Raw genomic sequence first — 23420 nt, 5'->3', positions numbered from 1 at the left:
AATATGGGAAAAAGGATGATACCAACAGGAAAAACGGCGCTCCCCGTGGGGGATAGCGCCGTTACCCGTTTTTCGCCGGTTCAGGCGCGTTTTTCAATCACCTGGTCCACCAGACCATAGTCCTTGGCTTCGGCAGCGCTCAGGAAATAGTCGCGTTCGGTGTCGCGCTGGATCTTTTCCAGCGGCTGGCCGGTGCGCTCGGCCAGGATGTTGTTCAGCTGTTCGCGGGTCTTGAGGATCTCACGGGCGTGGATCTCGATCTCCGTCGCCTGACCCTGCATACCGCCCAGCGGCTGGTGGATCATGACCTTGGAGTTGGGCAAAGCATAACGCTTACCCTTAGCCCCTGCCGCCAGCAGGAAAGCACCCATGCTGGCTGCCATGCCGGTGCACAGCGTGGACACATCGGGCTTGATGAAGTTCATCGTGTCGAAGATGGCCATGCCGGCGCTGACCGAGCCGCCGGGCGAGTTGATGTAGAAGGAGATGTCCTTGTCAGGGTTCTCGCTTTCCAGGAACAGCAGCTGCGCCACCACCAGGTTGGCCGTCTGGTCGTTGACCGGGCCCACCAAGAAAATCACGCGCTCCTTCAGCAGGCGCGAATAGATGTCGTAAGACCGCTCGCCGCGTCCGGACTGCTCGATCACCATGGGGACCATGCCCAGACCCTGAATATCCAATGCGCTCATAGGTTCTCCTGTCAATTTCAGCAATGTAGCCTAGCCAAGAAATGAAATGGGGCTTGTGCCGCAAAGCACAAGCCCCGGTGTGTAAAGCCTAATGGGGGCGTTGCACCTGTGGCCCGCCCTCCGTCAGGTCAAGACCGCTCAGGCCTGACCCATCAGCTCTTCGAACGACACAGCCTTGTCGCTCACCTTGGCCTTGCTCAGCACGAACTCGGTCACATTATTCTCGATCACAACGGCTTCCACTTCGGCCAGACGTTGGCGGTCGCCGAAGTACCAGCGCACGACGTCTTCGGGCTTCTCGTAGGAAGCAGCCAGCTCGTCCACGTGGGCCTTCAGCTGCTCGGGCGTGGCTTCCAGCTTGTTGGACTTGACCAGCTCTGCCATCACCAGACCCAGGCGCACGCGGCGCTCGGCTTGGGGCAGGAACACGTCTTCAGGGATTTCCGCCTTTTCAGCGTCCTTGATGCCGCGTTGTTGCAGTTCGGCGCGGGCGCCTTGCAGCAGACGGCCGACTTCGGCCTGCACGGAAGCCTTGGGCAGTTCCAGCTCGGCCACAGAGACCAGAGCGTCCATGGCGGCTTGCTTGTTGCGGGCCAGCACGCGGAACTTCACTTCGCGTTCCAGGTTCTTCTTGATGTCGGCGCGCAGGCCTTCGACGGTACCGTCGGCAATGCCCAGGGACTTCACGAAGGTTTCGTTCACTTCGGGCAGGTTGGCAGCTTCGATCTTCTTGACGGTCACCAGGAAGTCGGCGGTCTTGCCGGCCACGTCCTTGCCGTGGTAGTCCTCAGGGAAAGCCAGGGGGAAAGTCTTGGACTCGCCCGCCTTCATGCCGCGCACGGCGTCTTCGAATTCCTTGAGCATCTGGCCTTCGCCGACCAGGAACTGGAAGTCTTCGGCCTTGCCGCCGGCAAAGGTTTCGCCGTCGATCTTGCCTTCGAAGTCCACGGTCACGCGGTCACCGTCCACAGCGGCTTCGGCAGCGGGACGCTGGGCGAAGGTGCGGCGTTGCTTGCGCAGGATGTCCACGGTCTTGTCGATGGCGACATCGTCCACTTCGGCGGTCAGCTTGTCCACGGAAGCGGCAGCCAGGTCGCCCAGCTTCACTTCGGGGAACACTTCGAAGATGGCGTCGAACTGGGCTTCGCCTTCGGCAGCGCCTTCCTTCTCGGAAATGCGGGGCTGGCCGGCCACGCGCAGACCGGCTTCATCGACGGCCTTGGCGAAAGCTTCGCCGACCTTGTCGTTCAGCACTTCGTACTGCACGGAGTAGCCATAACGCTGGGCCACCACGTTCATGGGCACCTTGCCAGGACGAAAACCGTCCATCTTCACGGTGCGAGCAACCTTCTTCAGACGGGTCTCGACTTCGGACTGGATTGCGGCGAGCGGCACGCTCAGCGTGATCTTGCGCTCGAGCTTCTCAAGGGTTTCAACAGTAACGGCCATGGTTGTTCCTAAATCTCGGGGAAAGATGTGGACCGTGCCGGCTGCAGTACAGCCTGCACCGTATTCCGCAAAGTCTCACATGAAGAATGGTGCGCAAAGCCGGACTCGGCACACCAGAAAATTCAAATACTTAGCTGGTGTTCACGCCAACTCACCCGGAGCGAATCGGCGCTGACGGTCGCGCATTCAATCCAACATTATATCCAGCCGGGAACGGGCGAACCCTGTCCCCGCCCCGGACCACCCGCTTATCAGGGCTTGCTCCCACTGCAGCGCAGCGCCCGGGCAGCCCTGCAGGGCCGGTAAAAAAGTGCAAAGCGCGGTTTGCCAGGCCGCGCCGGCAGCAGGGTCCGGGTGCCTGACACCAGCGGCACAGGCTGCCCATTCCACGGTCTGCTGGGGGGGCTGGAGGGGCTGGAGGGGCTGGAGGGGCTGGAGGGGCTGGAGGGGCTGGAGGGGCTGGAGGGGCTGGAGGGGCTGGAGGCGTTGCCAGCCCTGCCGGCCCTGCCGCGCCCCATCCAGCAGCGTCCGGCAGCATCCGCCCCCTGCGCTCAGGCAAGAAAAAAGCCTGTCCCCAGGTAGGGACAGGCTTTCAAGGCTTCGCCTGGATCAGGCGATGTGTTCGTGGTGCGCGGAGCCGGACTCGAACCGGCACGGTGTTGCCACCGTCAGGACCTAAACCTGGTGCGTCTACCAATTTCGCCACCCGCGCGGTCTCTCCAACTACAAAGCCGGCAGGGTGCTACCGGCTTTGCGTTAGGGGTCAACCCTGGATTTTAGCGTGGAATCGCAAGCCACCATGCATTTTTTGGGCTTCCCTGGGCCAAATTTATGCACCGTGTTCCACCTCGGGCTTGCGCACGCGGAACCAGGCCGCATACATGGCGGGCAGTGCCAGCAGGGTCAGTACCGTGGCGACCACCAGACCGCCCATGATGGCCACGGCCATAGGCCCCCAGAACACGCTGCGCGACAGCGGAATCATGGCCAGCACGGCGGCAGCCGCCGTCAGCACGATGGGGCGCAGACGGCGCACCGCCGCTTCCACGATGGCATCCCAGGCAGGCACGCCCCGGGCGCGGTCCAGCTCGATCTGATCGATCAGGATCACCGAGTTGCGCTGGATCATGCCCATCAGCGCAATCACGCCCAGCAGGGCCACAAAACCGAAAGGCCGGTTCAGCAGCAGCAGCGCGGCGGCCACGCCGGCAATGCCCAGCGGACCGGTCAGGAAGACCAGCATGGCGCGGCTGAAACTGTGCAGCTGCAGCATCAGCAGCGTGAAGGTGAGGAACAGCATCACCGGCACGCCGGCCGCGATCGAGGACGAGCCCTTGGAGCTTTCCTCCACCGCGCCCGCTACTTCGATGCGGTAGTCCAGCGCGCCCTGGGCGTGCCACTGCGCTTCCAGCTTGCGCAGCTCGGGCAGCAAGGCGTTGGTTACGGTGGCGCCCTGCAGGCCTTCGCGCACATCGCCCTGCACGGTGATGGCGTAGTTGCGCCCTTCACGCCACAGCACGCCCGGCTCCCAGGCCATGGCGGGCTTGGCGATCTGGGTCAGCGGAATGGATTTGCCGCTGGCCGTGGGGAGGTAGGCGTTGGCCACATCGGAAATCGCATCGCGCTCGTGCTCCGGCACGCGCAGCAGGATGTCGATCAGCTTATCGCCTTCGCGGTACTGCCCGATGGTGGAGCCGCTGAACCAGATCTTGGCGGCCTGGGCAATCGACTGGCTGCTCACGCCCAGTGCGCGCGCCTTGTCCTGGTCCACTTCCAGGCGCATCACCTTCACGGATTCGTTCCAGTTGTCGTTCACGCCCCGCATGTCGGCGTTGGCGTGCATGACGTCCTTGACCGCATCGGCGTAGTGGCGCAACTGGACCGGGTCGGTGCCGATCACGCGGAACTGCACCGGATACGGCACCGGTGGCCCGCTGGGCAGCAGCTTGACGCGACCGCGCGCCTCGGGGAATTCCTGGGCCAGCAGCGCCGGGAATTCCTGCATCAGCCGGTCGCGCAGCTTCAGGTCCTTGGCCAGCACGATGAACTGCGAGACGTTGGTCTGCGGGAACACCTGGTCCAGCGGCAGGTAAAAGCGCGGCACGCCCGAGCCCACCCAGACGGTGACGCTCTCCACCCCCTGCAGCTGCATGAAGCGCTGCTCCATGCGCTTGACCACGGCCTCGTTGGCGGCATAGGCCGTGCCTTCGGGGAACCAAGCGTCCACCAGGATTTCCGGGCGATTGGAGTCCGGGAAGAACTGCTGCTGCACCCTGGTCATGCCGACGATGCCCAACGCAAACACCAGGGCCGTGGCGCCGATGGTCAGCCAGCGGTGTTCCACGCACCAGTACACGGTCTTGCGGAAACGGTTGTAGAACGGGCTGTCAAACACCTCGTGCGGGTCGGCGGTGATGCCAGGGTGGTCTTCGTGCTTGGGCTCCTTCAGGAACAGCGTGCCCAGATAGGGCACGAAGTAGACCGATGCGAACCAGCTGAGCACCAGCGCCACCACCGTCACGGCAAAGATGGCGAAGGTGTATTCCCCCGTCATGGACTTGGCCATGCCGATGGGCAGAAAGCCGGCCGCCGTGATCAAGGTACCGGTCAGCATGGGCTTGGCGGTGATTTCATAGGCGAAGGTGGCCGAGCGCAGCTTGTCGTAGCCCTCTTCCATCTTGCGCACCATCATCTCCACCGCAATGATGGCGTCGTCCACCAGCAGCCCCAGGGCGATGATCAGTGAGCCCAGCGAGATCTTGTGCAGCCCCACGCCCCAGTACCACATGACCAGGAAGGTAGCGGCCAGCACCAGCGGAATCGTCACCCCCACCACCAGGCCGGGGCGCGGGTCGATGTACCAGCGCTTCCACCACACGGTGGCCTGGGCGCGCTTGTGCAGGCCCAGGCTGACAAAGCTCACGGCCAGCACCACCACCACGGCCTCGATCAGCACCTTGATGAATTCGTTGACCGAATCGGCCACGGCCTTGGGCTGGTCCTGCACATTCACCAGCTGCATGCCTGCCGGCAGCGCGGTGCCCAGGCGTTCGACCGCCGCGTGCAGGTTCTTGCCCAGGCGGATGATGTCCCCGCCCTTGGCCATGGAAATGCCCAGCGCGATGGTCTCCTGCCCCTGGAAACGCACCTTGGTGCTGGGCGGATCCACATAGCCGCGCGTGATTTCGGCGATGTCGCCCAGGCGCAGCTGCGCGCCGGAGGCCCCGCGGATGGGCATGGCGCGCAAATCCTCCAGCGCCGTGAACTGGCCGCCCACGCGCACCTGGATCTGCTCGCTGGGCGTCTGCAGCACGCCCGTGCCTTCCACCGCGTTCTGCTGGCTGAGCTGGCTGAGCACCTGGTTCATGTCCAGCCCCAGCTGGGCCAGGCGCTGCTGCGACAACTGCACAAACAGCTTTTCGTCCTGCGCGCCAAACAGCTCCACCTTGGCCACATCCCCCACGCGCAGCAGCTGCTGGCGCACGTCGTCGGCCACGGTCTTGAGCTCGGCATAGCTGAAGCCATCGCCCTGCAGCGCGTAGATCACGCCATACACATCGCCGAACTCGTCATTGAAGAACGGCCCTTGCACGCCCTGCGGCAAGGTGTATTTCATGTCGCCGATCTTCTTGCGCACCGTGTACCAGAGCTGGGGCACGTCGGCGGGGCGGGAGTTGTCCTTGACCTGGAAGATGACCTGCGACTCCCCGGGCTTGGAATAGCTGCGGATCTTGTCGGCGTACGGCACTTCCTGCAGCGTGCGCTCGATCTTGTCGGTGACCTGCTCGGCCACCTGCTGGGCCGTGGCGCCGGGCCAGTAGGTGCGGATCACCATGGCGCGGAAGGTGAACGGGGGGTCCTCGTCCTGCCCCAGCTGGAAGTAGGCGATTCCCCCCAGCAGCAGGATGACGATCAGCAGATAGCGCGTGAGCGGAATGTGCTCCAGCGCCCAGCGCGAGAGGTTGAAGCCGGCTTTCGGTTCTTGGCGTGCCATGGTCGGTCCCCGCCCTTATTGCGCTGCTGCGGCCGGCTTGCCGTCCGCCTTGGCGGGTATGGCCGCTGTGGAGGGTGCGGTCGGCTGCTCTGCCGCCGGCTTGGGCGCGTATTTGTCCTGGTAGACCGTCACCTGCTGGCCTTCGCTCAGCACATGCACGCCGGCCGCCACCACCTGCATGCCGGGTGTCAGGCCCTCGGCAATCACGGCGTCGTTGCCGTCGGCCGTGGCCACGGTCACCTTGCGGCTGGTCACCGCCTTGGTCTGCGGGTCGTAGACCCACACCGCCGACTGCCCGCCCAGCTCGCGCACCGCGGCCGTGGGCAGCTTGATCACGTCCAGCCCGGCGGGGCCCATGCCTTCGGGCAGCACATGCACGGTGGCGCCCAGCGGCGGCACATTGCCCCCGGCCAGCGCCACCTTCACGGTGTAGGTGCGCGTCACCGGGTCGGCACTGGCCGCCACCTCGCGCACCTTGCCTTGCAGCAGGGCTTCACCATCCGCCCAGGGGCGCACCTGCACGGCCTGGCCGATGCGCACCAGGCTGCGCTTGTCCTCGGGCACGGCAAACACCACATCGCGCTCGCCGTCCTGGGCGATACGCACCACCGGGGCGCCGGCGGACACCACCTGGCCGGGCTCGGCGTCCACGGCCGTGACGATGCCGGCCACATCGGCCAGCAGGCGGGTGTAGCCGCTCTGGTTGGATTGGGAGCTGGCGTTGGCCTTGGCCTGGTCCAGCTGGGCCTGGGCGGATTTCAGCGTGGCGGAGCGGCGGTCCAGCTCGGCGCCGCTGATGAAGTTCTTGTCCTTCAGCGCCTGGTAGCGGGCAAAGTCGGCCGCCGCCAGATCGCGCTGCGTGGTGGCAGCCGCCACCTGGGCCTGGGCGGCCTGCGCGGCCAGGGCGTAGTCGTTGCCGTCCAGCTGGGCCAGCACCTGACCGGGCTGCACATGCTGGCCCACATCCACCTGGCGCTGCACCAGCTTGCCGGCGACACGGAAGCCCAGGCGCGATTCGATGCGGGCGCGTACCTCACCGGAATATTCCAGCACCGCCGTGGCCTGCGAACTGCCCACGGTGACCAGCTTGACCGCACGGACCGGCTCCTCGGCCGCCGGCTTGGGCGAACAGCCCACCAGCGACAGCGCCGCCACCACACCCACAAGCACACCAGACACAGGCATGCGCACCACAGCAGAAGACTTCATGGGATTTCCCACCCGAAAAATTACTGACTAACCGGTTATTAATTACCCGGCATATTAACTGGTGGCAGGCGACAATGACCAAGTGCCTACCTCCCCACCCGCTCCCACCTCGGCCGCACCGGTCACCCATTACGAGAATTTTCCGGTCGCCTCCATCCTGTGCCCGCCTGCGCTGCGCCCGCCGATCGCCGCGCTGTATGGCTTTGCACGCACCGCCGACGACCTGGCCGATGAGGGCGACGCCAGCCCGGCCCAGCGCCTGGCCGATCTGGCCGCCTACCGCCAGGAACTGCACGCCATGGCCGCCGGCGGCACACCCGACCCGCGCTGGGCGGCGGTGTTTGGCCCGCTGCGCCATGCCACCGCGCAGCATGGCCTGCCCGTGGCGCTGATGGACGATCTGCTCAGCGCCTTTGTGCAGGATGTGGACGTGACGGCCCGCGCCGCCACCTATGCCGACCGCGACCAGTTGCTGGACTACTGCCGCCGTTCGGCCAACCCCGTGGGCCGGCTGCTGCTGCACCTGTATGGCGTGGACGATGCGCGCAGCCTGCAGCAAAGCGATGCCATCTGCAGCGCGCTGCAGCTGATCAACTTCTGGCAAGACCTGAGCGTGGACCTGCCACGCGGGCGCCACTACCTCACCGACGCCGACCTGGCGCGCTGGGGCGTGGCCCGCACTGAATTGCTGCAGCCGCACACCACGGCCGCCAGCCGTGCGCTGGTCATGGACTGCGCTGCCTGGGCCCGCCAGCTGATGGTGTCCGGTGCGCCGCTGGTCCACCGCCTGCCGGGGCGCATCGGCTGGGAGCTGCGCCTGGTGGTGCAAGGCGGGCTGCGCATCCTGGACAAGGTGGACGCCCTGCAGGGCGACAGCCTGCTGCAGCGCCCCACCGTGGGCAAGGCCGACCTGCCGCGCATGCTGTGGCGGGCGCTGGCGATGTAAGCCCGGCTGCGCACCCGCACCGGGCCCAAAGCCCCCGCACATCCCTCCCCCTGGCGCGGCCCTGCCCACGCCCGCACCCGGCCATGCGTACCATGCCGGGACAAGGAGTTTTTTTCGTTATGCATGTCAGCGTGTTCGACCTGTTCAAGATCGGCATCGGCCCGTCCAGTTCCCACACCGTGGGGCCCATGGTGGCGGCCCAGCACTTTGTCCAGGCGCTGCCCGCCCGCGGCCAGTTGCAGCAGACCGCCAGCGTGACGGTGGAGCTGTTCGGTTCGCTGGCGGCCACCGGCATCGGCCACGCCACCGACACCGCCGTGCTGCTGGGTCTGGCCGGCCACAGCCCCGACAATGTGCCCCCCGAAGCCGCCCAGCAGCTGCTGCACCAGGTCCACGCCAGCGGCCAGCTGCCGCTGCTGGGATCGCACCCCACGCGCTTCACCACCCAGCGCCAGATGCTGCTGCGCCGCAAAAGCCTGCCGCGCCACCCGAATGCCATGCGCCTGGCCGCGCACGATGCGGCCGGCGGCTTGCTGCATGAAGCCACCTACTACTCGGTGGGCGGCGGCTTTGTGGAAGATGAAGCCGGCCTGCGCGTGGGCACCCCGCCCGGCCCGCCGCTGGCACAGCCCGACGCCGCCGTACCCTTCACCTACCGCACTGCCAGCCAGCTGCTCAGCATCTGCCAGGCGCACGGCCTGTCCATCGATGCGCTGGCCTGGGCCAATGAATGCGCCCAGCGCGAACCATCTGCCGTGACCGAGGGGCTGGACCGCATCTGGCAGGTGATGGACGGTGCCATCGTGCGCGGCTGTGCCACCAGCGGCCTGCTGCCCGGCCCGCTGCGCCTGCCCCGGCGCGCCGGGGCGCTGATGGCCCACCTCAAGACCCAGGCCGGCGAGCGACCGCCGGATCCGCTGGCTGCCATGGACTGGGTGAATCTGTATGCCATGGCCGTCAACGAAGAGAACGCGGCCGGCGGCCGCGTGGTGACCGCCCCCACCAACGGGGCGGCAGGCGTGATACCGGCCGTGCTGCGCTACTACCAGCGCTTCATCCCCGGGGCCGATGCCGCCGGGGTGCGCCGCTTTCTGCTGGCGGCCGGTGCCATTGGCGCCATCTACAAGCTCAACGCCTCGCTATCGGGCGCCGAAGTGGGCTGCCAGGGGGAAGTGGGTGTGGCCTGCTCCATGGCCGCGGCCGGCCTGGCCACGGTGCTGGGCGGCACGCCGGCCCAGGTGGAGAACGCGGCCGAGATCGGCATGGAGCACAACCTGGGCATGACCTGCGACCCGGTGGGCGGCCAGGTGCAGATTCCCTGCATCGAGCGCAATGCCATGGGCGCCGTGAAAGCCATCAACGCCGCACGCATTGCGCTGCTGGGCAATGGCACGCACTTTGTGTCGCTGGACCAGGTGATTCGCACCATGGTGCAGACCGGCGCCGACATGAAGACCAAGTACAAGGAAACGTCACGCGGCGGCCTGGCCGTCAACGTGGTCGAGTGCTGAAGCGGGACTGAAGCCGGGCCGGGCCGGGCCGGGCCAGGCCCGTCCGTTCAGGGTGCGCGGTGCAGGCGCGGCGCGGCCAGCATGGCGCGCTCTTCTTCCACAAACTGCTGCAGCTGGCGCAAGGCCGGCGTGGACGGCAACTGCTCCAGCAGGGCCTGCAGCCGCGTGACATCGCCCACCGTGGGCGCCACCTTGATCTGCGCCACCGCAGCGTCGGTGTTGCCGGAGCGCACCAGCATCAGCACCTTGTTGGCCCATTCGTTTTTGTTGCGTGCCATATTTGCCATAGTGTTGGCCGTCGACTGCGGCCCCTGCAAAGAAAGCGCGGATTGTCCCTGCCCTGGAGGCTTTGCGGGGCGCTGGGGCTTCTTTTTTTGTATGACCGGCGCTGCCTGAGCGCCGAAAGCCGCAAAAAAAGCCCCGCACAGGGCGGGGCTGGAGGGAGCTTGCCGCAGCCCTTACACCAGGGCCGCCGGCGCCTTGGCGGAAGACGGCGCCGCCGCCCGCGGCTGGGGCTGGGGCTGGGGCTGGCTGCGCGGGGCTGCCACCGACTGACCGCCACCACCACCGCCCAGACTGGCCGGGCCGCGCGGGCCGGCATCTACTGCCGGGCGAGCATAGCCCACCGCGCCGCCTTGCAGCACGAACTTGGCGGCCATGCCGGCCAGCTGGCGCGCCTGCTCCTGGAGCGAAGAGGAAGCGGCCGATGTCTCCTCGACCAGCGCCGCGTTCTGCTGCGTCACATCGTCCAGATTGGCCACGGCCAGGTTGATCTGTTCCAGCCCGCGCGACTGTTCGCGGCTGGCTTCGGCAATCTCGCCCACGATGTCGGCCACACGCTGGATGCCGCTGACGATGTCCTGCATGGTGGCGCCGGTGCGGTGCACCTGCTCGCTGCCCACACGCACCCGGTCCACCGAGGCGGTGATCAGCGCCTTCACTTCCTTGGCCGCTTCGGCGCTGCGCCCGGCCAGCGACCGCACTTCGCCGGCCACCACCGCAAAGCCCCGGCCCTGCTCGCCCGCACGGGCGGCTTCCACCGCGGCGTTCAGCGCCAGGATGTTGGTCTGGAAGGCAATGCCGTCGATCACGGCAATGATGTCCTCGATCTTGCGCGAGGAGGTGTTGATGTCTTCCATGGTCTGCACCACCTGGCCCACCATGGCTCCGCCGCGCTGGGCCACATCGGTGGCGGTGGAGGCCAGTTCGCTGGCACGCACGGCGCTGTCGGCGTTGTGCTGCACGGTGCTGGACAGCTGTTCGGTGGCCGCCGCCGTCTGCTCCAGCGAGGCGGCCTGCTGCTCGGTGCGGCTGGACAGGTCCTGGGTGCCGGCCGCCACCTGGGTGGATGCGCCGGCAATGGCGTCGGCCCCGCTACGCACCTGGGCAATGATCTGGTGCAGGTGGGCGCGCATGTCTTCCATGTGGCCCAGCAGGTCGGAGATTTCATCCTTGCCGCTGGCACGCACCTGCTGCGACAGATCCCCCTTGGCAATGGACTGTGCCGAAGCCTGGGCCTGCTGGAAGCCCTGGCGCATGCGGCGCAGCAGCGATATCGACAGCAGCGTGGCCGGCACGCCCCCCAGCACGATGGCGGCGATGAACACCAGAATGCCTACGTGGTAGTGCTGCTCGGCTTCCTGGTAGGCGATATCGGCCTTGCTCACCTGCAGGCCCTTGAAGGCCCCCACCAGGCCCACCAGCATTTCGCCCTGCTCACGGCCGGTGGCCAGGAAGCGGGCCATCAGATCGGGCGAGAAATCCCCGGCACCCATGCCGCGCACGTAGTCGGTCAGTTGGGCGGACCAGGCCTGGTCAACCTTCACCACCTCGTCCAGCATGGCCAGGTCCTGGGGGTCATCGGTCAGCGCACGCAACTCCTTTTGCACCGTGGCGCCGCGCTCCAGGCTTTCGCGCACCGTGTCCAGGTGGGCACTCACCGGGTGGTCGTGCAGGGCGGCCAGCGGGCTGTCGGGGGCATGCTGGTAGGCCAGCAGCAGCTGCGCACGGCTTTGCAGCGCGCTTTCGGTCATGGCATCGGCCAGCAAGATGCGCTGCAGCGACTGGTCGTGCAGATTGCGCAGGCTGTCGCGCGCGGACAGCAATCCAAACCAACTCATGCCAATCACGGCAATCAATGAAACCCAATAAGCCACAAACACCAAGGTGTAGCGTTGGGTCAACTTCAATGCATTGAAGCTCCACATGCGGATCGTTCCCTGTATCAACTTGTTGCTATCAGGACATCCTAGGAGGTCTTCCGCGCTTTCCCTAGGGCCTGCACACAGCATCTGCAGCCCGCTTGATGCACATCAAGCGACGAAAGCTTTGGCCGCCCAACGGCAATGCCATCCGGGCATGGGACAATGCCGCCCCTATGACACCGGAACAGTACGTCCAGCAAAAAGCCGCTTCCTCGGGAAGCAGCTTCTACTACGCCTTCATGTTTCTGCCGGCGCCGCGCCGCGCCGCCATCACGGCGTTCTATGGCTTTTGCCGCGAGGTGGACGATGTGGTGGACGAGGTGCACGATGCCGGTGTCGCTGCGACCAAGCTCGCCTGGTGGCGCAAGGAAGTGGCCCAGGCCTTTGCCGGCCAGCCCAGCCACCCCAGCATGCAGGCACTGATGCCGCATGTCCAGGAGTTCGGCATCGAGCCGCGCCACCTGCTGGCCGTGATCGAAGGCTGCGAGATGGACCTCGAGCAGACCCGCTACCTGGACTACCCCGGCCTGCAGCGCTACTGCCACCTGGTGGCCGGCATCGTGGGCGAGGTGGCGGCACGCATCTTCGGCCAGACCAGCGACGCCACCACCCAGTACGCGCACAAGCTGGGCCTGGCCTTCCAGCTGACCAACATCATCCGTGATGTGGGCGAGGACGCGCTGCGCGGCCGCATCTACCTGCCCATCAGCGAGCTGCAGCAGTTCGATGTGAAGGCGCACGAGATCACCAAGCGCGAGTATTCCGACCGCTTCACCGCACTGATGCGCTTTCAGGCGGCCCGCGCCCACCAGCTGTACGACGAAGCCTTTGCGCTGCTGCCCGATGCCGACCGCCGTGCGCAGAAGCCCGGCCTGATGATGGCCAGTATCTACCGCACGCTGCTGCGCGAGATCGAGGCGGACAACTTCCAGGTGCTGCACCAGCGCATTGCGCTGACGCCGCTGCGCAAGCTGTGGCTGGCCTGGAAGATGCAGGCCCTGGGCCGCATGTAAGCCGGTGGCCGCACCCGTGGCCGCTGCGCCCGCCCCCCATTCCCTGCACACGGCGCCCCGGCGTATCGCCGTGGTCGGCGGTGGCTGGGCCGGCATGGCCGCCGCCGTATCCCTGGTGCAGCGCGGCCACCAGGTGAGCCTGTGGGAGACCGCCCGCCACTGGGGCGGCCGGGCCCGCGCCCTGGTGGTGCAGGACCTGCAAGGCCTGCCGCTGACCGTGGACAACGGCCAGCACATCCTGATTGGGGCCTACACCGACAGCCTGGCGCTGATGCGCACCGTGGGGGTCGATGTGGAGCAGTCCCTGCTGCGCCTGCCGCTGGACCTGCGCGATGCCCATGGCCACGGCCTGCAACTGCCCGATCTGCCCCCGCCCTGGGACGCGGCCCTGGGCATTGCCCGCGCCCGGGGCTGGTCATGGCGCGACAAATACGCCCTGCTGGCACGCGCTGCGCACTGGAAGCGCAGCCATTTCCGCTGCAACGCCCATGCCACCGTGGCCGACCTGTGCCAGGGCCTGCCCCAGCGGCTGCTGCAGGACTTCATCGATCCGCTGTGCATTTCGGCGCTGAACCTGCCGGCGGCGCAGGCCAGCGGTGTGGTGTTTCTGCGCGTGCTGCACGACAGCCTGTTTGCCGGCCGGGGCGGATCGAACCTGCTGCTGGCGCGCACCGACCTGGGCACGCTGTTCCCCACCACCGCCGCCCGGTGGCTGATAGCGCAGGGCGCCACCTTGCACCTGGGCCAGCGCGTGCACAGCCTGCAGCCCCGGGGGCGCGATGCCCAAAGCGGCTGGCAGGTGGACGGCGAGGCGTTTGACGGCGTGCTGCTGGCCACCACCAGCGCCGAAGCCGCCCGCCTGGCGCTGACCGCTGCATCCGCCTTGCACGACACCCGCAGCGCCTGCGAGCACTGGGCGGGCCTGGCCGACGCCCTGCCGCACACTGCCATTGCCACGGTCTATGCCCAATGCCCCGCCGGCAGCGGCCTGCCGGCGCCCATGGTGGCGCTGCGCAGCGGGCCCGGGGCCCCGGCCCAGTTCGCCTTCGACCGGGGGCAATTGGGCGGGCCGGCGGGACTGATGGCCCTGGTCATCAGCGCCAGCGACGCGCTGCCGGTGGACCGCGTCACGCTGCAGGCCCAGACCCTGGCGCAGGCGCGCCAACAACTGGGTCTGCCGGGCCTGGAAGCACTGCGTACCGTGGTGGAAAAGCGCGCCACGTTTGCCTGCACACCCGATGTGCAGCGCCCTGCGGCCCATGTAGCGCCGCTCCTGTGGGCCTGCGGCGATTATGTGGAAGGCCCCTACCCTGCGACGCTGGAAGGTGCTGTGCGCAGCGGACTGGAAGTGGCCCAGGCTTTCTGAGCTTGCGAGCGGGCGGGGGAGTTCAGCCTGCGTTGCACTGCAGCACCGGGTATCTCCCGATCTGCCGGCACAGCGGATTGACAGCTTTCCGCGCCAAGATCGCTGCTGTGCGCCCGGATGCGGCGCTTTGCTGGAGACTGCCCCCATGGCCTTGCTGCCCACCTTGCCCACCATCCCGTCCCTCACCCGCCGCCAACTGCTGCAAAGCGGCAGCGCCCTGGGTCTGGCCGCCACCTTGCCCGACCTGCATGCCCAGGCCAACTGGCCGACCAAGTCCATCCGCTTCGTGGTGCCGTTTGCGCCGGGCGGCAGCTCGGAAATCGTGGCCCGCTCCACCGCCGCCGAGCTGAGCAAGAGCCTGGGCCAGAGCGTGTATGTGGAAAACAAGCCCGGGGCCGCCGGCAACATTGCCATGCAGGAAGTGGCGCGCGCCGATGACCAGCACACCGTGGTCCTGGGCCACATTGGCACGCTGGCGGTGAACCCCTACATCTTTCCCAAGCTGCCCTACGACCCGAACAAGGACTTCCAGCCCGTCAGCCTGCTGGCGAAGGTGCCCAGCCTGTACGTGGTGCATCCGGATGTGCCGGCCAAAAACCTGAAGGAGTTCGTGGCCTATGTGCGCGCCAACCCGGGCAAGTTCAGCTATGGCTCGGCCGGCAACGGCAGCGCCGGCCATCTGGCGTTCGAGTACCTGAAGATGACCGCCAATCTGTTCATGCTGCATGTACCCTACAAGGGCACCGGCCCGATGATGACCGACCTGCTGTCCGGCCGGCTGGATGCGGCGTCGGTGGGCGCGTCGGCCCTGCTGCCCTTCATCAAGAGCGGCAAGGTGCGTTGCATTGCCACCGGTTCGACCAAGCGCCTGGCCCAGCTGCCCGATGTACCCACCGTGGCCGAGCAAGGCTTTCCCGGTTTCGAGATGACGCAGTGGTACGGCATGCTGGCACCGGCCAACCTGCAGGCCGGCCATGTGGAGCGCCTGGCCGCCGAATGCAAAAAGGCCGTGCAGGCACCCGATGCGCTCAAGCGCCTGCAGGGCGATGCCGCCGATCCGATTGGCAGCTCCCCCGCCGAGTTTGCCCGCTTCATCGCCACCGAGCAGGCCCGCTGGAAACAGGTGCTGCTGCGCGCCCAGGTCAAGCCGGACTGAGACGGAGACAGTGCTGGCGCACTCCCACCCCGGGAGAAGCAGGGGGTGAGGGCGCCATGCAAGGAAACCGGGGAATCAGAGGTGCCCGATGCCGGGCAGGCCATTGCCGGGGAGCACGGCCAGCGGCGGAGGCGGCCGTTTCAGCGTCAGCGTTCCATCCACCACTGGATGACGATCTTGGCCAGGTAGCCGACAAAGCCCACGCCCAGGCCCAGAAAGATCACGAACGTGCCGAACTTGCCCGCCTTGGAGTCGCGCGCCAGTTTCCAGATGATGAACACCATGAAGGCGATGAAGGCGCCCACCCCGTAGGTGAGGAAAAAATGCGCCAGCTGCTCTTCCGTATAGCCAAAGATCACAACGTTCTTCTTCTACAAACCCCTGCTGCGGCCCTCCTCCTCGGCGGCTGACGGCCCGCGTGCTTCAAACGCGGAGGCGTCCACCAGAGCGCGGTAGGCATGCCAGCTGGCATGTCCCAGCATCGGCATGACCAGCACCAGTCCGATCAGCAGCGATCCCAGCCCCAACAGGGTAAACAACAAAATCAGACCCGCCCACCACGCCATGGCGACCGGGTTTTCCACCACCACCAGCCAGCTGGTCAGCACCGCCTGGAACACGCCGATGCGCCGGTCCAGCAGCAGCGGCATGGCCACCACGCTGGACGCAAAGATCGGCGCTGCCAGCACGCTGCCCAGGCCCAGCCACAGGGTGAACAAGCGGCCGTCGGGCGCCAGCACTACCTGCTGCAGAAAGTCCATCGGCGTGGCAATGCGCACCGGCGAGAGCACCGTGATCAGCGAAGCCGACACCACCACCCAGCCCGTAGCCGCCAGCGCCAGCAGCAGGCCAAAGCGCACCAGGCACCAGTAGCCTCCGGCCTGGCTGCCCCGCCCGCTTTGCCAGCGCGACCAGGTGCTGCGCACCGTCTGCCAGGACACGGCTTCCCCACGCTCCAGCGCGCGGCTGATGGCATACAGGCTGGTGGCGACCACCGGCCCCACGATCAGGAAACCGGACAGCGCCCCGGCCATCAACCAGAAGCGATTGTGCCCCAGCGCCAAAATGGCCAACCCGACCAAAGTCAAGAAAACGCCATGTGCCAGGCTAAGCCAGGGCGCGCGACAGATGTCTTTCCAGCCCAGCGCCAGCCATTCCAGCGGGGTGAGCATGCTGATGGAGCGCACCGTGGGCAGGTCCACGGTGGCTGTGGGTGTCAGGATACCGGGCATAGGCATTGTTCCTGTGGAGTGGCACACCACAGAGGCCGCCCGGGCCCACGCACGGCGGGGAACGGGTGTTAGCTGCCCTGCTCCAGCAAGCGGCACAAGCTGTGCAGGCTGTCCACCGTGGCGTGGGGGGCCGGCCCCTGTGCAGGCCAGTCTACGCCCTTGCGATTGAGCCAGACCGCGTGCATACCCGCACCCAGGGCGCCCACAGCGTCCAGGTGGGCGTCGTCGCCCACGTGCAGCACCTGCTCGGGCGCCACGCCCGCCGCCTGCGCCGCCGCATGGAACATGCGCACGTCCGGCTTGGCAAAGCCGGTGCTGCCCACATTCAGGCTGGCCTGGAAGTACCGGCCCAGGCCGATGGTGTGCACATTGGCGTTGCCGTTGGACAGGGCGATCACCGGCCAGCGTGCGGACAGGAATTCCAGTGCCGGCAGCGCGTCGTCGTACAGATCCACCTTCTGGCGATGGGCAAAGAACAGATCGAAGGCGGGCTCCGCCAGCGCAGTGTCTTCGCCGGCATGGCCCAGCGCCTGGCGGATGGATTCGCGGCGCAGACCGCTGAGGTCGTGGCGCAGATCGGGGCGTTCGCGCTCCACCTGCAGGCGGATGGCACGCACCGCCTCGGTGGTGCCGAGCATGGCGGCCGTGCGCGGCGCATGCGTGGCCAACCATTCCAGCAGCACGGCTTCGGCGCGGGCAATGGCCGGCCACACGGGCCACAGGGTGTCGTCCAGATCCAGGGTGACGGCGCGAATGTGTCGAGAGTCCAGCATAGCCGCGGAGCATACTGCAGCCATGCGGCCGGTGTGCGGGTGCCAACGGCCGCCCCTGCGGGGCGCCGGAGCGGCATTCAGAAGGGTTCCAGGAGGCTTCCAGGCGTGCTGATGTGTCAGCATATGTCACAAGACCCGGCCTCCTGCCCGGCTGCATGGACAAGCTTGTCCGACAGGCCCTCAGGATTTGCCACAATCGGGGCCATGCCCTCACGCTTTGCACCTGAACCCACCTTGCCCGCAGGACAGCCCGAACGTCTGGCCGTGCTGCTGTGCAACCTCGGCACCCCCGACGCCCCGACCCCCTCGGCGGTGCAACGCTATCTGGCTGAATTTCTGTCCGATGACCGCGTGGTGGAAATTCCCAAGCCGATCTGGAAGCTGATCCTGCACGGGATCATCCTGCGCAAGCGCCCCAAGGAGTCGGCCGCCAAGTACGCCACCGTCTGGGATACGGAGCTGGGTTCGCCCCTGCTGCACTGGACGCGCCGCCAGGCCGAGATCCTGCAGGAGTGGATGCAGGGCGCCGGCTACGACGTGCTGGTGGGCTTTGCCATGCGCTATGGCAAGCCGTCCATTGCCAAGCAGCTCGATGCCCTCAAGGCCCAGGGCGCCACGCGCATCCTGATTCTGCCGCTGTACCCGCAGTACTCCGGCACCACGACGGCCAGCGTCTGTGACGCGGTGTACGACTGGGCCAAGACCCAGCGCCACATTCCCGAGCTGCGCTTTGTGCACCGCTACCACAACGACCCAGGCTATATCCAGGCCCTGGCCCAGCGCGTGGTGCAGCACTGGCAGGCCCATGGCATGGGCCGCCACCTGGTGATGAGCTTTCACGGCGTGCCCGAACGCACCCGCGACCTGGGTGACCCCTACCAGTCCGAATGCCTGGAAACCGCCCGCCTGCTGGCCGAGTGTCTGGGGCTGCCGCAGGAACGTTTCACCGTGACCTTCCAGTCCCGCTTCGGCAAGGCCAAGTGGCTGGAGCCCTATACCGAGCCATCGCTGGTGGCGCTGGCCCAGGCCGGCATCCAGGGCGTGGACGTGATCTGCCCCGGCTTCACCAGCGACTGCCTCGAGACGCTGGAAGAAATCGGCCAGGAAGCACGCCATGCCTATCTGCAGGCCGGCGGCAAGCAGTTCCACTTCATTCCCTGCCTGAACGACACGCCGCACTGGATCGACGCGCTGCGCACGCTCACGCTGCGCCATACCGCCGGCTGGCCGGTGCAGCCCTACACGGCCCCCGTGCAGGAGCCCGCGCCCGCACCGGCCGCTGCCCCTGCGGCCGAGCACAGCGCTGACGCCGAGACCGCACAGGCTGCGCCCACCACGCCCGTGGCACCGTCGTCTGCCCAGCCGTCCACCGAGGCCTGATGCGATCGCGGGGCACCCGCCCCGTACCACCCTAGCCTAGCGCGCCCTGCCGCTCCCAAAGCCACAGCCCTTGCCCACCGGACAAGGGCTGTTTTCATTGCCGCCCACAGGGCCGCCCACCACCGCGGCACGGCCGTGCGCATGTGCACTGCCACGGAATGGCGCCGCGCGCAGCCCCGCTGCGGCATGTCCTCCTGCGGCGTAGCGGTGCCGCCTGCGCCGCCTGCAGGGCTGCGCCCGGCCTGCCAGAATCGCGCCCGCAACCATCGCTTGGTCCGTGCCCTCTGTGCACGCAAGTCGGCCATGGCCTGCCGGCACAGGACCAGGGCGGTCCCTGCCCGTGCACTGTCTGCGCCGCAGCGCGCAGGCTGCCACCGCTGCGTGGCCTGTTCCCCACCAACCCGCCCCTGTGAACCTGCCCGGCCGTGTCCGGGAGCAGCTGCTTTTTGTGAGGGCCGCGCATGCGCCGCCCCCTGCACCACGCCCTTTCCCTACCTGTCCATTGGCGCCTGCCGCGGCTTTGCCGTGCGCGGGCGGCTGCGGCGGGCGGTGAAAACGCATTCATGCCACAACACAAGGACAACGACACCCCATGAACGCAGTCTCCCCTGCTGGCACCGGCCAGCCCACCGAAATCAACGGCTACAGCTGGAAGGCCCTGGCCGGCTCCGCCGTTGGCTATGCCATGGACGGCTTCGATCTGCTGATCCTGGGCTTCATGCTCAGCGCCATCTCGGCCGATCTGCAGCTGACACCCGGCCAGGCCGGCTCGCTGGTCACCTGGACGCTGATCGGCGCCGTGGCCGGCGGCATCTTCTTTGGCGCGCTGTCCGACCGCTACGGCCGCATCCGCGTGCTGACCTGGACCATCATGCTGTTCGCCGTGTTCACCGGCCTGTGCGCCCTGGCGCAGGGCTACTGGGACCTGCTGATTTACCGCACCATCGCCGGCATCGGCCTGGGCGGCGAATTCGGCATCGGCATGGCGCTGGCCGCCGAAGCCTGGCCGGCACGCCACCGTGCGCGCGTCTCGTCCTATGTGGCCCTGGGCTGGCAGGTGGGCGTGCTGGCCGCGGCCTTGCTGACCCCGCTGCTGCTGCCGGTAATCGGCTGGCGCGGCATGTTCCTGGTGGGGGTGATTCCGGCCATCGTGGCCTGGGTGATCCGCAACAAGCTGCACGAGCCCGAGGCCTTTGTGCGCAAGCCCGCTCCCGCCAAGGGCCAGCGGTTTGCCGCCTTCAAGCTGCTGGTCAAGGACAGGGCCACCACCAAGACCAGCCTGGGTGTGATTGTGCTCACTTCGGTCCAGAACTTTGGCTACTACGGCATCATGATCTGGATGCCCAGCTTTCTGTCCAAGCAGCTGGGTTTCAGCCTGACCAAGTCCGCCATGTGGACGGCCGTCACCATCGTCGGGATGATGGTCGGCATCTGGGTCTTCGGCCAGCTGGCCGACCGCATCGGCCGCAAGCCCAGCTTTCTGCTCTTCCAGCTGGGCTCCGTCGTCATGGTGGTGCTGTACGCCCAGCTGTCCGATCCCACGGCCATGCTGTGGGCCGGCGCCGTGCTGGGCCTGTTCGTCAACGGCATGATGGGCGGCTACGGCGCCGTGATGAGCGAGGCCTATCCCACGGAAGCCCGCGCCACCGCGCAGAATGTGCTGTTCAACATCGGCCGTGCCGTGGGCGGTTTCGGCCCCGTGGTGGTGGGTGCGCTGGCCATGGGCTACGGCTTCCAGGTGGCGATTGCGCTGCTGGCGGCGCTGTATGTGATCGACATGGTGGCCACGGTGTGGCTGATCCCCGAGCTCAAGGGCCAGGCCCTGCAATGACCCGCTGAGGCGCTGCAACTCCCCTCCCCCGTCACGGCCATGCTGCAAGGGGAAGTTGCAGCACCGTTGCGCCACACGGCCGGGGGTACCTGCACCGCAAGTGCCCACTCCCGCCGCCCGCCCGATCCTGCGCAATGGCCCTGGCTGCATCTGCATCAAACGCAGGGTGCGTTGAAGCCTGGGCCCAGGGGTCGGACAATATCTGCCTCTTTCCACTCCCATCCGCAGCTGCCTGCGCGCGCTGCGGCGGATGCCATGAACCACAAACTGATTGCCCTGGCCCTCTCCCTGGGCAGCACCGGCTGGAGCCTGGCCGCCCAGCCCCTGCTGACACCGGCTGCGCTGCAGCCCCTGCTGAAAGACCCGCAAGTGCGCGTGATCGACATCCGCGAACCCAAGGGCTTTGACGCCGCCCACATTCCGGGCGCAGTGAACGCTCCCTACGGCAAATGGCGCGGCCCGGCCAGCAACCCGGGCGAGCTGCCCGACCAGGCCAAGCTGGTGGCACTGGTGCAGTCGCTGGGCCTGACGCCCCACACCCACGCTGTGGTGGTTTCCACCGGCAAGGACGCCACCGACTTCGGCGCCATGGCCCGGGTCTACTGGACGCTCAAGTCGCTGGGACTGACCGAGCTGTCCATCGTCAACGGCGGCATGCAGGCCTGGGATGCGGCCAAGCTGCCCACGTCGACCACGGCCGTGCAGGTCGCCCCCAGCACGTATGCACCCACTTTCGATGCGCGCTGGCTGGCCACGCGCGACGATGTGCAGCAGCATGTGAAGCTGAGCAACGCCGTGCTGGTGGATTCGCGCCCCGATGCCTTCTACCAGGGCAAGACCCAGGCGCCCGCCGCCAAGCTGGCCGGCACCCTGCCCGGTGCCGTGCAGCTGGACTTCAACCAGTGGTTCGTGCCCGGTTCCTCCACCTTCGTGGAGACCGCCAAGGCCAAGCAAGTGGCTGCCCACATCCAACACCCTGAGGGCCAAGACGCCGTGGCGTTCTGCAACACCGGCCACTGGGCGGCCACCGACTGGTTCGGCCTGAGCGAAGTGGCCGGCCTGCCGAATGTGAAGCTGTACGCAGGATCGATGGTGGACTGGACGCAGTCGCCCGACATGCCCCCGATGCAGAACATGCCCGGCCGTGGCGAGCAGCTGCTGCGCGCCACCCAGCAGTGGTGGCAGAAAAAGCTGAACTGAGCCCGTACTTCCCGCTGAAGCCGTGCACGGCTTCAGCCCCTGCACTGCCGATTCCCAGAACCACACTCTATGAAACGACTCCCCCTGGCCGTTCTGATGGCCCTCTTTCTTGGCTGGCTGCTGTGGACCGTGTCCCTGCGCCAGGCCGCACTGTTTGCCGTGGGCATCGGCCTGGGCGCCGTGCTGGCCGGCAAGCGCTTCGGCTTCACCACCGGCTGGCGCATGCTGATCGAAGACAAGGACCCTTCCGGGGTCTTCGGCCAGTTGCTGCTGCTGGCGCTGGCGGCCGCCATGGCCATGCCACTGCTGGGCCATTTTCCGGAACTGACCGCCGCCCTGGGCCCGCCCAGCATCAGCCTGCTGGTGGGCGCTTTTGTGTTCGGCCTGTGCATGCAGATTGCAGACGGCTGCGGCAGCGGCACGCTGTACAAGGCCGGCATGGGCATTCCCATGAACACGGCCATCCTGCCGCTGTTTGCCATTGGCAGCTTTCTGGGCAGCCTGCACCTGGGCTGGTGGCTGGACCTGGGCCGCGCCGCGCCCGTGGGCCTGGTCACGGTCTGGGGCTGGGATGCGGCCCTGGCCGCCACGCTGGCCGGTCTGGCACTGGTCGCAGCCGGTGTGAGCCTGTACTGCAAGCGCAGCAACCTGCAGGCGGGCATTGCGCCCAAGCCGCTGTTTGTGCGCAAGTGGGTGGTGGGCGCCGTGCTGCTGGCCCTGCTGGCCACAGCCAACCTGCTGATTGCCGGCCAGCCCTGGGGCGTGGTCTACGGCTTCGGCCTGTGGGCCGCCAAGGTGGCCAACGCCACCGGCGCGGTGGACCTGGCGCACAACTGGTTCTGGAGCCAGCCCGGCAATGCCGCGCGCCTGCAGGAGACGGTGCTGCTGGATGTGACCAGCATCACAAACATCGGCATTCTGGCCGGCGCACTGTGGGTCAGCGCGGGCAAGCCGGCATCTGCCAAGCCGCTGACCGGCACGCAGTGGGCCGTGGCCCTGACCGCCGGCCTGGTGCTGGGTTACAGCTCGCGCCTGGCCTTTGGCTGCAATGTGGGCGCCATGTTCTCCGGAATTTCCACCGGCTCGATCCACGGCTGGATCTGGGTGCCGCTGGCGTTTGCCGGCACCATCTTCGGGCTGCGCATCCGCCGCCGCTTCGGCTTCTAAGCAAGGGACTGCTCCATGACGCAAAAAACCATTCTGCGCACCGCTTTCTGGGTGGTCCTGCTGGGCTTCATCGCCTGGGACTACCACCATTCCAAGCCCGTGGACCTGCGCTTCGAAGCGCCACTGATCGCAGCCGGTTCCGGCCAGGCCGTGCAAGGCGGCCACTGCTCCATGCCGGACTGACAGACGCGCCCCGCTGGGGCGTGCCGGCACACACCGCCCCCTCGGCTGCGAGGTGGGCGGTTTTTTTATGCCGGAGCGAACCCTTGTCCTCTGCGCGCAGAGACGGACGAAAGCGCA

The 23420-nt window shown here is 67.2% G+C and carries 19 protein-coding genes and 1 tRNA gene; 10 read left to right on the top strand and 10 right to left on the bottom strand.

The annotated features are described in order from the left end of the window. Positions 1-80: 80 nt before the first annotated feature. The 5 genes from clpP to KW830_RS00500 form a co-directional block, all read right to left on the bottom strand. Entirely contained in the window at positions 81-689 is a 609-nt protein-coding gene (gene clpP / locus KW830_RS00520) for an ATP-dependent Clp endopeptidase proteolytic subunit ClpP (RefSeq protein ID WP_066533739.1), read from the bottom strand. A gap of 138 nt (positions 690-827) precedes the next feature. Beyond that, positions 828-2138, bottom strand: a complete 1311-nt coding sequence (gene tig, locus KW830_RS00515) for a trigger factor (protein ID WP_192333551.1) — start codon at positions 2136-2138, stop codon at positions 828-830. Positions 2139-2763: 625 nt separating this feature from the next. Further along, positions 2764-2850: transfer RNA gene (locus tag KW830_RS00510), tRNA-Leu, on the bottom strand. 117 nt (positions 2851-2967) lie between these two features. Then, complete coding sequence (locus tag KW830_RS00505) at positions 2968-6132, bottom strand: efflux RND transporter permease subunit (protein ID WP_218331554.1); 3165 nt, start codon at positions 6130-6132, stop codon at positions 2968-2970. Positions 6133-6147: 15 nt separating this feature from the next. Then, positions 6148-7341 carry an efflux RND transporter periplasmic adaptor subunit gene (locus tag KW830_RS00500; protein ID WP_218331552.1) on the bottom strand — a complete coding sequence of 398 codons (1194 nt, stop codon included), beginning with the start codon at positions 7339-7341 and terminating at the stop codon, positions 6148-6150. Positions 7342-7423: 82 nt separating this feature from the next. Here KW830_RS00500 and hpnC point away from each other — a divergent pair, with 82 nt between their 5' ends. Continuing rightward, complete coding sequence (hpnC, locus tag KW830_RS00495; protein ID WP_066534035.1) at positions 7424-8287, top strand: squalene synthase HpnC; 864 nt, start codon at positions 7424-7426, stop codon at positions 8285-8287. 119 nt (positions 8288-8406) lie between these two features. After that, on the top strand, positions 8407-9798 hold the full coding sequence (locus tag KW830_RS00490; protein WP_218331550.1) for an L-serine ammonia-lyase: 1392 nt from the start codon (positions 8407-8409) through the stop codon (positions 9796-9798). A gap of 47 nt (positions 9799-9845) precedes the next feature. On the opposite strand, the gene KW830_RS00485 is transcribed toward KW830_RS00490, so the two are convergent. Both KW830_RS00485 and KW830_RS21450 read right to left on the bottom strand, forming a co-directional pair. Then, complete coding sequence (locus tag KW830_RS00485; RefSeq protein ID WP_066533824.1) at positions 9846-10076, bottom strand: hypothetical protein; 231 nt, start codon at positions 10074-10076, stop codon at positions 9846-9848. Between the two features lie 180 nt (positions 10077-10256). Next, positions 10257-11987: a methyl-accepting chemotaxis protein gene (locus tag KW830_RS21450; protein WP_304516299.1), complete on the bottom strand. Its 1731-nt coding sequence runs from the start codon at positions 11985-11987 to the stop codon at positions 10257-10259. Positions 11988-12175: 188 nt separating this feature from the next. On the opposite strand from KW830_RS21450, the gene hpnD reads away from it, so the two are divergent. The 3 genes from hpnD to KW830_RS00465 all read left to right on the top strand — a co-directional run bounded on the left by hpnD (position 12176) and on the right by KW830_RS00465 (position 15537). Beyond that, the gene (gene hpnD, locus KW830_RS00475; RefSeq protein ID WP_218331548.1) at positions 12176-13015 is read left to right on the top strand and encodes a presqualene diphosphate synthase HpnD; all 840 of its coding nucleotides are present in this window, start codon (positions 12176-12178) and stop codon (positions 13013-13015) included. Positions 13016-13031: 16 nt separating this feature from the next. Further along, the gene (gene hpnE / locus KW830_RS00470) at positions 13032-14381 is read left to right on the top strand and encodes a hydroxysqualene dehydroxylase HpnE (RefSeq protein ID WP_279999181.1); all 1350 of its coding nucleotides are present in this window, start codon (positions 13032-13034) and stop codon (positions 14379-14381) included. A gap of 145 nt (positions 14382-14526) precedes the next feature. Then, a complete protein-coding gene (locus KW830_RS00465) occupies positions 14527-15537 on the top strand; it encodes a tripartite tricarboxylate transporter substrate binding protein (protein WP_218331547.1) in 1011 nt (336 codons plus the stop codon). Between the two features lie 146 nt (positions 15538-15683). On the opposite strand, the gene KW830_RS00460 is transcribed toward KW830_RS00465, so the two are convergent. The 3 genes from KW830_RS00460 to KW830_RS00450 form a co-directional block, all read right to left on the bottom strand. Then, positions 15684-15896, bottom strand: a complete 213-nt coding sequence (locus KW830_RS00460) for a DUF2788 domain-containing protein (protein WP_066533829.1) — start codon at positions 15894-15896, stop codon at positions 15684-15686. A gap of 12 nt (positions 15897-15908) precedes the next feature. After that, positions 15909-16769 carry a DUF2189 domain-containing protein gene (locus tag KW830_RS00455; protein WP_115594635.1) on the bottom strand — a complete coding sequence of 287 codons (861 nt, stop codon included), beginning with the start codon at positions 16767-16769 and terminating at the stop codon, positions 15909-15911. 68 nt (positions 16770-16837) lie between these two features. Beyond that, positions 16838-17542 (bottom strand): HAD family hydrolase, encoded by a 705-nt coding sequence (locus tag KW830_RS00450; protein ID WP_255578015.1) that lies wholly within the window; start codon positions 17540-17542, stop codon positions 16838-16840. A 204-nt stretch (positions 17543-17746) separates the two neighbouring features. On the opposite strand from KW830_RS00450, the gene hemH reads away from it, so the two are divergent. From hemH to KW830_RS00425, 5 genes are all read left to right on the top strand, one after another. After that, positions 17747-18922, top strand: coding sequence for a ferrochelatase (gene hemH, locus KW830_RS00445; protein WP_218331545.1), 1176 nt, complete (start codon positions 17747-17749; stop codon positions 18920-18922). A gap of 592 nt (positions 18923-19514) precedes the next feature. After that, on the top strand, positions 19515-20753 hold the full coding sequence (locus tag KW830_RS00440; protein ID WP_066533835.1) for an MFS transporter: 1239 nt from the start codon (positions 19515-19517) through the stop codon (positions 20751-20753). A 255-nt stretch (positions 20754-21008) separates the two neighbouring features. Next, positions 21009-21953, top strand: a complete 945-nt coding sequence (locus tag KW830_RS00435) for a sulfurtransferase (protein WP_218331544.1) — start codon at positions 21009-21011, stop codon at positions 21951-21953. Positions 21954-22022: 69 nt separating this feature from the next. Then, entirely contained in the window at positions 22023-23120 is a 1098-nt protein-coding gene (locus KW830_RS00430) for a YeeE/YedE thiosulfate transporter family protein (protein ID WP_218331542.1), read from the top strand. 15 nt (positions 23121-23135) lie between these two features. Continuing rightward, positions 23136-23303, top strand: coding sequence for a hypothetical protein (locus KW830_RS00425; protein ID WP_218331540.1), 168 nt, complete (start codon positions 23136-23138; stop codon positions 23301-23303). The last annotated feature ends 117 nt before the right edge of the window (positions 23304-23420 follow it).

This window comes from Comamonas sp. CMM03 (genome assembly GCF_019218715.1).
Lineage (GTDB): Bacteria > Pseudomonadota > Gammaproteobacteria > Burkholderiales > Burkholderiaceae_C > Comamonas > Comamonas terrigena.
This window is presented reverse-complemented; position numbering and strand designations above follow the sequence as displayed.

Excerpts from the sequence above, each read along its gene's own strand:
- KW830_RS00425 (WP_218331540.1), top strand. The coding sequence starts at position 23,136 with ATGACGCAAAAAACCATTCTGCGCACCGCTTTCTGGGTGGTCCTGCTG.
- KW830_RS00465 (WP_218331547.1), top strand. The coding sequence starts at position 14,527 with ATGGCCTTGCTGCCCACCTTGCCCACCATCCCGTCCCTCACCCGCCGC.
- KW830_RS00450 (WP_255578015.1), bottom strand. The coding sequence starts at position 17,542 with ATGCTGGACTCTCGACACATTCGCGCCGTCACCCTGGATCTGGACGAC.
- KW830_RS00430 (WP_218331542.1), top strand. The coding sequence starts at position 22,023 with ATGAAACGACTCCCCCTGGCCGTTCTGATGGCCCTCTTTCTTGGCTGG.
- tig (WP_192333551.1), bottom strand. The coding sequence starts at position 2,138 with ATGGCCGTTACTGTTGAAACCCTTGAGAAGCTCGAGCGCAAGATCACG.
- KW830_RS00505 (WP_218331554.1), bottom strand. The coding sequence starts at position 6,132 with ATGGCACGCCAAGAACCGAAAGCCGGCTTCAACCTCTCGCGCTGGGCG.
- KW830_RS00500 (WP_218331552.1), bottom strand. The coding sequence starts at position 7,341 with ATGAAGTCTTCTGCTGTGGTGCGCATGCCTGTGTCTGGTGTGCTTGTG.
- KW830_RS00435 (WP_218331544.1), top strand. The coding sequence starts at position 21,009 with ATGAACCACAAACTGATTGCCCTGGCCCTCTCCCTGGGCAGCACCGGC.
- clpP (WP_066533739.1), bottom strand. The coding sequence starts at position 689 with ATGAGCGCATTGGATATTCAGGGTCTGGGCATGGTCCCCATGGTGATC.
- hpnD (WP_218331548.1), top strand. The coding sequence starts at position 12,176 with ATGACACCGGAACAGTACGTCCAGCAAAAAGCCGCTTCCTCGGGAAGC.
- KW830_RS00455 (WP_115594635.1), bottom strand. The coding sequence starts at position 16,769 with ATGCCCGGTATCCTGACACCCACAGCCACCGTGGACCTGCCCACGGTG.
- hemH (WP_218331545.1), top strand. The coding sequence starts at position 17,747 with ATGCCCTCACGCTTTGCACCTGAACCCACCTTGCCCGCAGGACAGCCC.
- KW830_RS00490 (WP_218331550.1), top strand. The coding sequence starts at position 8,407 with ATGCATGTCAGCGTGTTCGACCTGTTCAAGATCGGCATCGGCCCGTCC.
- KW830_RS00440 (WP_066533835.1), top strand. The coding sequence starts at position 19,515 with ATGAACGCAGTCTCCCCTGCTGGCACCGGCCAGCCCACCGAAATCAAC.
- KW830_RS00485 (WP_066533824.1), bottom strand. The coding sequence starts at position 10,076 with ATGGCACGCAACAAAAACGAATGGGCCAACAAGGTGCTGATGCTGGTG.